The following is an 11,360-nucleotide window of genomic DNA, read 5'->3' as shown; positions in this document are numbered from 1 at the left end:
ATTATAGATTAAGCTATACAATCCATTGTTTTAAAATGAAATACAATAATTATTTTATTTCAGACTTTACACTTCCGCAAGAAAGCATAGATTTTCCGTAGTATGGATTCAGGATTTGTTTTTCGTCGCTTAACCAGCTTGAATCTGCCATTGGGCAATACTGTACATAAACCGGCTTTTCCGAAAGTTTAAACTCTTTTGTCAGAGCAATCATGTTCTCGGAAAGGTTGGAAAATGTTTCTCTTTGCGCTGTAATGTCTCTTGCATCAGAAATTACTGTGGCATCTTTTCTTAAAATATTCAGATTTCCTTCCGAAACGGATTTGTAATCAATAGTTGAGGCTGTTTTAATGAATTCTGCTGCCGCTTTTGAAGTTGTATCTGCATCATCGGAAGCCAAAGCAGCTTTAATGGCAATATAATTCTGGTACAGTTTTGAAACCTGCGCATCTTTTTTAGACTGTGCAGAAAGTGAAATAATAGAGAATAAAGAGAATGCTGCTGTAATGATATACTTTTTCATTGTTTTAAATTTTAGAATTAATTTTTTAATAAAGAATAATAGAAACGCATAATGCGTGGAAACCTGTTGCCAGCAAAAGCGCAATCATCTGATTACACCAGACAACGGACGGTTTTTAAATTCTAAAATTACAATGATTGATATAAATAGGAACCGGCCTGTATTCGGGCGGACCGTTGATTTTTATCTGGGTAAATTTTGAAGCTGAAAAAGACTTGTCTATAAAGAAAAATTCGTGCTGTATAAATGTTGGGGCAATCTGGTTTGAAAAGTCGATCTTAAGCAAATCCGATTTCTGGGAATCATCTACTTTTACAACTTTAATCTCGGTTTTACAGCATCCTTTTTTTTCTTTAACACCACATTTCCCACATATATCAGTGGTTTTCTGACTTACGGAAACAAATTCCTCCATACAGAAATGTACACTGAAAGCTGCTCCGGAAGAGAATCCGAAGTAGAAAACAGAGAATAATATGGCAAGAATCTTTTTCATTGATAGGACAAAGTTAAAAATATCCCTGAAACCTGTGTTATAAAATTCTGTATACTTGTTATAAAATTCAGCAAAATAAAAGCTTCTGAAAATTTCAGAAGCTTTTTTTTCTATTCTCTCACTGATTTTGCAGATTGAGCAGATTTTATTTTTGAGTTATCAACTAATTTCTATTCTAAAGTTTGAATTCAAGTTTTACATTGAAGAAACGTCCTGTAAGACGTACCGGAACCGGGTACATTACACTTGAATTATAATCGGTGATCCACTGATTAGCCACTGTATTATTAATATTAAATGCATTGAAAACCTGAACTCCCAGGGTTAACTCCTCAAAATTACCCCAGAAACCGTAACGTTTTTTCTTGTCTTTGGAATCAATAAACACTTTTGAAAGCCCTAAATCCACTCTTTTATAAGCAGGTAAAGTTCTCTGATACTGATAAGGATCAGTAAAAACAGGCGCTCCGTTCGGAAGTCCCATGGCATATACCAAAGTAAGGTTGACACGCATAGAAGGGAATTTCGGCATATAATCCTGATAGAACATGGCAAACCTGAATCTCTGGTCGGTAGGTCTCGGAATATTTCCTCTCCCGTCAATATTTTCATAGACTCTGGCATAACTTGCAGATAGCCATGAATCTACCCCCGGAACAAATTCCCCGAATAATCTGGTATCAATTCCATACGCATATCCTGAAGCATTATTTTGCCCTGAATAGCGGATTCTTACGTTATCCATATAGTAAGGAATCAAATCATCCATTTTCTTGTAATAGGCTTCCGTAGTCAGCTTAAACGGTCTGTCGTACATATAGAATTCATAGTCGTGACCAAGGATCAGCTGCATGGACCGCTGAGATTTTATATTGGAATTAAAGTTTCCGTCAAGATCTTTGATTTCTTTATAGAAAGGCGCCTGGTAATAGATTCCTCCCGAAAGCTTGAAGAGCATATCGGAATCCCAATCAGGCTTTATGGCAAACTGGAATCTTGGCGAAAAAATCGTTTCCTTATTAAAGCTCCAGTTGGAAACCCTGGCTCCTGCATTAACAAATACTTTACTGGCTCCCCAGTAGAATTTCTGGGAATACTGGGCATATGCGGAAAGTCTTGAAGGTTCTATTTTATTTTTCCCGGCAATCTGATAGAACAGTTCCAGGTCTCCTGATTCTCCGGTTCTCGGATCGTCAATAGGACGCGGAATACTGTATCCTGAGGAGTCTACCAGTTTCCATTCGTTGGTATTATCACTCAGGTTTTCTTTTTCATATTTAACTCCTACTTCTATGTCCGTATTGATATTGGGAGAAAATTTTGCTCTGAACTGCGTTCCGTAAGTTCTTACAAACAGGTCGTTTCTGGCATGCTCTATCTGTCCTCCTCCATCAAAAGAAGGGACCGGATCTCCTGTTATGGGATCAAAAGTCTGGATCTCATAGCTTGAAGCGATAGAATAATATTCTTTTTCCCTGTTCTGGTAGGCAAAACTATCCAATGTAAATTTCCACTGATCTGAAGGCTTAAAGTTCAGGGAGAAAGTTCCCATCATGTTTTTGTACATATCCTGTTCCTTTCCGCCATAGCCAATATTGACCGTAATCGGCTGCTGAAGGCTCCCGAAAGTTACACTCTTAGCCTTCGGAACCATTTCATAATCATTCTTGGAATAATACCCGATGAATGACATGGAGAATTTATCGCTGAGATGATAATTGATGTACGACTGGAAATCCCAGTAAGTCGGGTTGAAATCTGTATCCTCATTCAGGGTATTCAGAACAAGGTTGGTATTTCTGTATCTACCTGAAAACAAAGCGGTCAGCTTTTTATTTTTTGATGCTAAACCTGCTGTCAATCTTCCACCGATTAAACTGGCCTCTCCTGAAAGTTCAAATTTTTCAGGTTCGCGGTAATAAATATTCAATGCAGAAGACATTTTATCGCCATATTTCGGTTCAAATCCTCCGGCAGAGAAGTTGACCGTCGAAACCATATCAGGATTAATAATACTCATCCCTTCCTGCTGTGAATTTCTGATCAGGAAAGGTCTGTAGATCTCAATATCGTTAATGTAGATAAGGTTTTCGTCATAGTTTCCGCCACGTACCATATATTGTGAAGACAGCTCGGTATTGGAGTTTACGGAAGGAAGTGTTTTAAGAAGACCTTCAATTCCTCCGCTTATGGTAGCAGCTCCTTTAGCGTCCTTTGCTGAAATTTTGACATTGGTAATGTCGTTCGTTTTTCCGACAACTTTTTTCTGGAAAACGACTTCCTCAATATCGGTTACTTTATCTGCCGTATCTCTTTTTCTGTTTTGAGAGAAAATAAGCATGGGAACCATAAGGCTCAACGGTAAAACTAGTTTTTTCAAAAGAAATGCTTTAAAATTTCAAACGTGAATATATAAATTTTATTTTAACTTATTTAAACTTTATTTAACATTTCGAATCTAAAAAGTTAAAATCATAAAAATACAGTATTTTTATGATTTTCTTTTCAATATTACATCCGGAAAGTAATTTTTGAATTTAAATAAGCTTTAATAAATTATAAAATTGATTCTCTAACTCTTGTTAATTTTTGCAACAAATCTTCCAGTAAATCCAATCTTAGCATGTTGGCTCCGTCGGACAAAGCAGTTTCCGGTGTAGGATGGGTTTCGATGAAAATTCCGTCTGCTCCTACAGCAATTCCTGCTTTGGCTATGGTTTCTATAAGATCAGGTCTTCCACCTGTAACGCCGGAGCTTTGGTTAGGCTGCTGTAATGAATGGGTAACGTCTAAAATCACCGGTGCATATTCCCTCATCGTAGGAATACCTCTGTAATCTACAATAAGATCCGTATATCCGAAAGAATTTCCTCTTTCAATAATAGCTACTTTCTGGTTATTGGAATCCGTAATTTTCTGAACGGCAAATTTCATGGATTCAGGAGAAAGGAACTGTCCTTTTTTCAGGGTTACGCATTTTCCGGTTTCCGCTGCAGCGACCAAAAGATCGGTCTGACGAACCAAAAAAGCAGGAATCTGAAGCACATCAACATATTGCGCAGCTAAAGCTGCATGCTCATTTTCATGAATATCCGTGGTCGTAGGAATATTAAAGGTCTCTCCTACTTTTTTAAGAATTTCAAGGGATTTTTCTTCACCGATGGTTGTAAAAGAATCCACACGGCTTCTGTTGGCTTTTTTAAAGCTTCCTTTGAAAATATATGGAATATTGTATTTGTCTGTTAAGCTGATTACTTTTTCTGCAATTCTAAGGGCCATGTCTTCACCTTCAATGATGCATGGGCCGGCAATAAGGAAAAAGTTTTTTGAATCTTTGTGTTGGATATTATCTAAATACTGGATCATTTTTATTTCAATTAAAAAGTTCAGTAAAAATACTTATAAAGTTTCATAATCGAAAATTATTTGAGGGCTTTAACCATTCCTGATCACCGGCTGTATTTTATTATTTTATAACTTTATACTATGAAAGCGAGAGAAACTTTGGAAGAATTTTATGATCTGCACGGAAGAGAGCATGATCAGTATGCTCAATGCAATGTCTACCGCAGAGAGGATTTTGAGTGCAGCAAAAGTTTAAAACCTGTTTACCGCAGAGATTTTTATAAAATATCAATGATGTGCGAAGGAACGGGAATATTAAGCTATGCTGATAAGTTCATCAGGATCGACAGGCCTTCTATTGTATTTCTCAATCCGCTGATTCCCTATTCCTGGGAACCTGAATCTTCAGTACAGACGGGCTATTTCTGCCTTTTTACAGAGGAATTTGTAAGCCAGGAACTTAAAAATGAAAGTTTATCTCAATCTCCTTTGTTTAAAGCAGGCGGAGATCATGTCTTTTTTCCGGATGAAAACAGTGTACGGCTGTTGAAAAACCTCTATGAAAATATGCTGAAAGAAGTCCATTCGGATTATGACAATAAGTACAGCCTTCTCAGAAATTACATACAAATCATTATGCATGAGGCAATGAAAATGCAGCCGCCTCAAACGTATGGTCAGCATTCGAACGCTGCCGAACGCATCAGCACTTTGTTTTTAGAGCTGCTGGAGCATCAGTTTCCGGTTAGCCAGAATAATATTATACTATTGAAAAATGCAAATGAATTTGCCACACAGCTGAATATACACACCAACCACCTGAATAAAGCACTCAAAGAAACAACAGGAAAAACAACCTCAGAATGGATTAACGGACGGATCATCAAAGAAGCAAAATCATTATTACAGTTCAGCAACCGGAGTGTGAGTGAGATTGCTTATTCCCTGGGATTCGAACATTCTTCCAATTTCATTATTTCTTTCAAGAAAAAGACCGGAGATTCTCCCAATCAGTTCAGAAAAAGAATTCTTTCCAAATCATAATCTTTGATTTGTTCTGCATAATTATTCTATAGCAGTACAGGCGAACTTTGTGTCATTCTAAATAACGAATTATGACACATCCTACTTTTCAAGGAAAAACAGTACTCATTACGGGAGGTACGACAGGTATCGGGCTTGCCGCTGCAAAATCATTTTTAACAAACGGCGCACAGGTGGTTATTGCCGGCCGCAGGGAGCAACAGGGAAATGATGCTTTGGAAACACTGCGTACTATAGATCAGACAGTACATTTTGTACAGACTGATGTCTCAAAAAGTGATCAGGTTCAGCATCTGATCAATGAAACCATGAGGCATTTCGGAAAACTGGATATCGCATTCAATAATGCAGGCATTGAAGGACAGTTTTCAAGTATTGACAATACCTCTGAGGAAGAATTTGACAGGGTCATGAATATCAATACCAAAGGTATCTGGCTGTCCTGTAAATACGAAATTGAACAGTTTAAAAAGCAGGGAACCGGCGGAGCAATTGTCAACACCTCTTCGTGGCTGGCCAGAGGAGCATCTTACGGATCGTCAGTTTATTCAGCAAGTAAAGCTGCAGTAGACGGGCTTACAAAGGCCCTGACCGTTGAAACAGCATCCGAAGGCATCCGTATCAATAATATTCAGCCGGGATATATCCGTACTCCAATGTTTGACAGATTTTTTCCGGGAGAAAATGCTGAAGAAGCCATAGAACCGTTTAAAAAGCATGCTCCGGTAGGACGTTTTGCCGCTCCTGAAGAAGTAGCGGAGCTGGTTGTATGGCTAAGCAGCCCTGCAGCCTCTTTTGTGATGGGCGAAAGTATCCTGGTAGACGGAGGTTTGGCAATAGCAGGACAGCGATAAAATGAAAAATATCTTTTATTTCATTTTATGGGCAGCAAGTAGTCACTTCAATGCCCAACAGACGGATAATAGTAATTCTTCACTTAAAAATACCACAACGGATCATCCAATGAAATACAACGAACTCTATCAACATGGAATTGCTGATGCATTTATAGGCGGGCTTTATAAGGGAACTCTTTCGCTCAGGAATTTAAAGTTAAAAGGTGACTTCGGTCTGGGAGCACCTGATATGCTGGACGGAGAGCTTACCATACTGGACGGACAAGTATACCAGACAAAGGCTACCGGGCAAACCGTTACCCCTGATGATCAGTTTAAGTCATCTCTGGCTTTTGTAACGTTCTTCCAGCCGGATCATATTTTCACCCTTAAAAATAAAGTAAATTATCAGAAAGCTCTTCAGGAAATAAGTGAAGTTCTGCCAGGTACAAATACAATGTTTGCCATTAAAATAACAAGAAAGTTTACTCATATGAAGACCAGGGCTTTTCCTCCCGTGGAAAAAGAACCCTTTCCTATCCTCACTTCTATTGCTGACAGGCAAAAGACCTTTGATTTTTCAAATACTGAAGGTACGCTGGTTGGTTTTTATCTTCCTGAATATTTAAACGGAATCAATATCAAAGGGTTTCACTTCCATTTTATTTCATCAGACAAAAAAAATGGTGGACATGTGCTGGATTTTGAAGGTGAAAATTTGAAAACAGAAATAGCACCCCTAGAAAGCTTCAGACTGGAAACACCAAAAGATAAAGATTTCCGGAATTTTCAATTTGAAACAAAAAATAATGAATCCCTTGAGCTTCTGGAACAGGGAAAATAGTCCAAAATAGATTGTAAATATTGAAAAGCAGGTTTTACTATAATGAAACCTGTTTTTTTAATTCATTTTCTTCAAAATCTTCTCAAAAGTATTGATATTCCGGCTGGTGAACTGATCTTTAAGACTCTTTTTACCTAAAACCTTTCCAAAAGAGGAATCCAGTGTATTTCCTTTTGGAACCTGCCAGTAAAATATGTCTTTGATAATCAATGCTTTTTCGTTTTCAGCTTTGGAAGCAGCTTCAAATTCTGTCATCAGGACATTTTCCACTCCGGGATTTCCTACAAAAGCATATATATGCAGATCATTATTTTTTTCAAAGGGAATGCTGTCCCAGAAGACCTGAGTTTCTTCCTGAGACTTAATAAATAAAAATGCTTCATAAGAAAAATGATCAGACATCGCCTTCTCTAAAATTATCCTGAGTTCACCGGCATTTTTATCAGAAGAAAAAACAATATTTCCTGAAGCCAGTACTGAGCTTACGTCCTGCATTCCTGCTTCTTTAAAAACCTGGCACACATCGGCCATTTTCATATTGGTTCCTTTTACGTTTACGCCGCGGAGAAAAGCACAGTATTTCATAGTCTTCAATTATTATTTTAGCGATTTTTTAAATCCTTTATGTGATTCAGAGTTAAATCCGACTTTTTCATAAAATTTTACGGTTTCCTCTCTATCAGTTTCTGTTATAAAAATTATTTGCGAACAATTATTTTCTTTTCCAATTTTCTCAAGCTCGTTCAATAAGTTTCGCCCAACTCCTCTTGCCCTATAATCTTCGTGAACTATAAAATTTTCCATCACTAAAAATGGTACACATTCTCCATAAAGTTCTTCGCAAATAATTCCCTGTATGGTTCCAATTACTTCTCCCTCTTTTTCGGCACAAAGAAAAATGTAATTTGAGTTTTTCGAGAGCTCGGCCAATTTCTGTTTCATCTTAGGAAGATTCATTCTATCATTCCAAAAAAGCATATAAAGATTTGCGATTTCTTCTAAATCACTTTCGTTTATTCTTCTAATTTTATAATCAATACTACTAAACATTATTAAAACCTTTTTAATTAATAAAAAATTATTTTATCCTGACATATAAATTATAATCTGTTCCTGAAGGCTTAAAATGGTAGATTTTTTCTAAGATTTTACTGTCACTTTTCAGGTGGTCTTTTATTCTGAATTCTTTCAGAAGCTGGTAATGAGTCTGATAGTATTCTGTATCGTCTCCTTCAAAGAGGTTTTTATAGGAAAGAAGGTATTTCGGTTTTCTGTTTTTCACAGTATTGATCCAGTAATGAGGCTTATCTTTCTTTATTTCGGTTTGGATCTGTTTGTCAACCAATCCTACTTCATCAATCGCTTTTAACCCTGAAAAATAGGGTACGTAACCAGCGGGTTCGAGAAGTATCCATTGATTTTTGTCTTTTTCGTAAGTATTAAGAAACAATCCGATCTTTCTGCGGTAATTCCACTCCCCGTTCCCTGTCGCAATAGAATGTATGGTCTGGAAAAGAGTCATTGGAAGAATATAAAACACCACAAGAAGAGACAGCCACACATTCCTTTTCTCTTTCTGCTCCAAAACAAAAATAAGGACCGGAACGAAAAGTAAAAGCTGTGGAACCCAGTAATACCAATCAAATAAGCTTTTTTGAGAGATAAAAATAATCTGTTTTGCCCATCCGAAAATAAAGATCATCCATAAAAAATAATTTCTCTTATCTCTCTGTCTTATAAGATAAATAAAACACAGCAACTCAAAAATAAGGATAATGATTGTCACCGGATTGAAGTTTCCGGGAAGTTTCAGCATTCCCCAGAAATTTCCGAAGCTTATAAAGAAATATTTGAGATTTTGAGCAAAGGTAAAATGGTGTTCGTAAAGAAGCTTTTTAGCAACGATGGTATTATTGACCAATTCTCCGAAATAGAGCCAGTTGAAGGAAAGCGTCCATATAAGACCCAGAATTCCTCCGAAAACATAATTCCATCTGATTTTTCTGTTCCAAAAAGCATCGACAAGAAATACAATTCCCAGGAAAATAATGGTATCGATCCTTGTAAACATAATCAAAACAGGCAGAAGAATAAGCGCCCACTTTTTGCCTTTGCTGAAACCGTAATACAGCAGGGCCATTTCAAGGAAGAAAAGAATTCCGTATTCCATTCCCAGTATGGAAATCTTGATTGAGGGCGGCAATATGCCTACTAAAAATATAAAAACAGCTTTATGCCACGGATTTTTAAGGGTAAGATGGGCAAGAAACAATGTTCCTATTGTAAAAAGAATGGAATTAAAAATCAGTAGTGGTTCAACAAAATGTTCTTTCCCGAAAATAAGGTTAAAAAAATAAGATACAAAAACATAAAGATGGGTGGTAGAAGCCGAAATTTTGGTCTCACCATTGAATCCTATCACTCCATAATCCAGCAGATTCTGAGCTACTCTCCAGGTAATAAATGCATCTTCCTGGATATAATGGGTCAGTAAAAAGAGAAGTTTAAAAGTTACCGTAAAAATTACAGCATAGATTGGGAGCCTGTTATTTTTATTTTTTGCCATCACGCATTTTTAGTTCCACAAATATAATCTTAAAATTGATGAAACCCAATAACAAAAAAACGGAACCGAAGTTCCGTTTTTGTGAGCTATTATTGTGTTGCTTTGATAATTGCTGTGGTAATCTGATCCTCTTTCTCTTTGGAATAAGTAGAATCGTAAGGTTCCATCACATCAAACAGGTATTGGTAGAAAGGAGTAATCTTCTGTACTTTTTCAGATTCGTTCCTTGCTTTTTCTTTACCCATCTGCTGAAGATCCTTGATGAAAGCATTGAACTTTTTATCAATCGGCTCTATGGATTTTACAAGATAAGCATAGGCTTTTTCATTCTGACCCAGTTTCTTGTAAGCGTCTGTAACGGCACTTACTACCAGAGAATATTCCATTGGCTTCGATCTCATCTGCCTTCTGGCAAAACTCTGATCAGCCGGAGCAAGGCTCAAATAATAATCATATTCATCAAAAATACCTTTTTTAAGAATTTCTGCCAGCTGAAGTCCTTTTTTCTCCTGGCCTGCAATAATATATCCGGTTACCATAGCACTTAATGAACGCGGATCATTGTATTTTTCAGCAGGAATTTCTTTTGATGCAAGATCCAGCAATTCTATGGCTTTAGCTTTCTGTCCGCTTAATGCCAATGCTGAAGCTGCTCTGCTTGCTGACATTCTGTAGCTCATGATATTGGAAGTGGCAGTTTCATCAAAGTGAGCGTTCAGATCTTTAAAGTTCCCCCATCTGAAGTTTTTCACTACATTATATAAAGAATTGGTATCTACTCTACCCATATCTCCGTCTGCATTCTGGGTGGTGTGGATAGGAACCAGTCTGTAGCTGAATCCGTCAAACTGAAGGTATTCGTCAAGATAAAAGATATTTTCGCTGTCGTAAATTCCTCCTGATGAGAAGTTAACCGGACGTTTCCAGTCGAAATTAGCCAGCATATCCATTAGGATCAGATTATTTTTATAAAGGGTGTTTCCTTTGTAAGTAATCATGATCTGGTTTACTACATTCGGAAGGTCTGCCTGGTTGATGATTCCAGCTTTTAAAGCATTTTCTTTGTTAACAGGAAGAATGAACTTATTTACCGGAAGAATGTTGTATTTCTCATACTTCTCTTCTCCGAAGTACATTTTTAAAAGCTCATCTTTTTCAGGAGATTTGAATTTGATAAAATCAATAGCTTCTTTCAATGTCAGTGAATCCTGTGTCAGATATTTTCTAAAGGCTCCAAATTGAGTATCAGGAACACCTTGTTCTTTCAGCATAGAGAAAACTCCTTCCCAGTCTTCTTTTTTCATCATATAGATCTGGTCATTAACACCGTCTCTGTAATCTTCGTGAGTCAGCTCACTAGGAATTCCTGCTGCGTTATATGTTTTTCTTTTAATCTGATCTAAATTCCATGGAGTCGAAGCAAGGGTAAAGTTAACCACCTTTACATCATCTCTGAATCTTTCCGTTTCCTGGATAGCCCACACAGGGTAAGTATCATTATCTCCATAAACAAATAAGATATCATTTTTAGGAAGTGATTTTAATACTGAGTAGGCATAATCATAAGCTGTATACCTGTTGCTTCTGTCGTGTACATTGTAGTTCTGAAAGCCCATCATAAAAGGAACTCCTAATAAAACTACTCCCAGAGCAATATTCGCTCCATTGGATTTTACTTTTGACTGGATAAACCATAAAATAGCTGC

At 37.0% G+C, this 11,360-nt stretch carries 10 protein-coding genes and 1 pseudogene; 3 read left to right on the top strand and 8 right to left on the bottom strand.

Annotated features, from left to right (window positions below; all coding sequences use genetic code 11):
- Positions 1-49: 49 nt before the first annotated feature.
- The 4 genes from BUB03_RS10520 to kdsA all read right to left on the bottom strand — a co-directional run bounded on the left by BUB03_RS10520 (position 50) and on the right by kdsA (position 4,385).
- On the bottom strand, positions 50-523 hold the full coding sequence (locus tag BUB03_RS10520) for a DUF3347 domain-containing protein (RefSeq protein ID WP_040994979.1): 474 nt from the start codon (positions 521-523) through the stop codon (positions 50-52).
- A gap of 115 nt (positions 524-638) precedes the next feature.
- Entirely contained in the window at positions 639-1,019 is a 381-nt protein-coding gene (locus tag BUB03_RS10515; RefSeq protein ID WP_040994978.1) for an HYC_CC_PP family protein, read from the bottom strand.
- Between the two features lie 175 nt (positions 1,020-1,194).
- Positions 1,195-3,399 carry a TonB-dependent receptor plug domain-containing protein gene (locus BUB03_RS10510; protein WP_040994976.1) on the bottom strand — a complete coding sequence of 735 codons (2,205 nt, stop codon included), beginning with the start codon at positions 3,397-3,399 and terminating at the stop codon, positions 1,195-1,197.
- Between the two features lie 176 nt (positions 3,400-3,575).
- Positions 3,576-4,385, bottom strand: coding sequence for a 3-deoxy-8-phosphooctulonate synthase (kdsA, locus tag BUB03_RS10505; RefSeq protein ID WP_040994974.1), 810 nt, complete (start codon positions 4,383-4,385; stop codon positions 3,576-3,578).
- Positions 4,386-4,505: 120 nt separating this feature from the next.
- Here kdsA and BUB03_RS10500 point away from each other — a divergent pair, with 120 nt between their 5' ends.
- The 3 genes from BUB03_RS10500 to budA all read left to right on the top strand — a co-directional run bounded on the left by BUB03_RS10500 (position 4,506) and on the right by budA (position 7,088).
- On the top strand, positions 4,506-5,408 hold the full coding sequence (locus BUB03_RS10500) for a helix-turn-helix domain-containing protein (protein ID WP_040994973.1): 903 nt from the start codon (positions 4,506-4,508) through the stop codon (positions 5,406-5,408).
- 71 nt (positions 5,409-5,479) lie between these two features.
- Positions 5,480-6,262 (top strand): SDR family NAD(P)-dependent oxidoreductase, encoded by a 783-nt coding sequence (locus BUB03_RS10495; protein ID WP_073062803.1) that lies wholly within the window; start codon positions 5,480-5,482, stop codon positions 6,260-6,262.
- 1 nt (position 6,263) lies between these two features.
- A complete protein-coding gene (budA, locus tag BUB03_RS10490; protein ID WP_228417832.1) occupies positions 6,264-7,088 on the top strand; it encodes an acetolactate decarboxylase in 825 nt (274 codons plus the stop codon).
- 57 nt (positions 7,089-7,145) lie between these two features.
- Here budA and BUB03_RS10485 read toward each other — a convergent pair whose 3' ends face one another.
- From BUB03_RS10485 to BUB03_RS10470, 4 genes and pseudogenes are all read right to left on the bottom strand, one after another.
- On the bottom strand, positions 7,146-7,673 hold the full coding sequence (locus BUB03_RS10485; protein WP_073062801.1) for a DUF1697 domain-containing protein: 528 nt from the start codon (positions 7,671-7,673) through the stop codon (positions 7,146-7,148).
- 12 nt (positions 7,674-7,685) lie between these two features.
- A complete protein-coding gene (locus tag BUB03_RS10480) occupies positions 7,686-8,138 on the bottom strand; it encodes a GNAT family N-acetyltransferase (protein ID WP_073062800.1) in 453 nt (150 codons plus the stop codon).
- Positions 8,139-8,166: 28 nt separating this feature from the next.
- Positions 8,167-9,654 carry a glycosyltransferase family protein gene (locus tag BUB03_RS10475; RefSeq protein ID WP_073062798.1) on the bottom strand — a complete coding sequence of 496 codons (1,488 nt, stop codon included), beginning with the start codon at positions 9,652-9,654 and terminating at the stop codon, positions 8,167-8,169.
- Positions 9,655-9,743: 89 nt separating this feature from the next.
- Positions 9,744-11,360, bottom strand: a pseudogene (locus tag BUB03_RS10470) (DUF2723 domain-containing protein); the annotation flags it as partial.

Origin of the sequence: Chryseobacterium oranimense, from assembly GCF_900129755.1 — a bacterium.
Lineage (GTDB): Bacteria > Bacteroidota > Bacteroidia > Flavobacteriales > Weeksellaceae > Chryseobacterium > Chryseobacterium oranimense.
The sequence above is the reverse complement of the archived record's forward strand: the minus strand, read 5'-3'. Positions and strand labels throughout refer to the sequence as shown.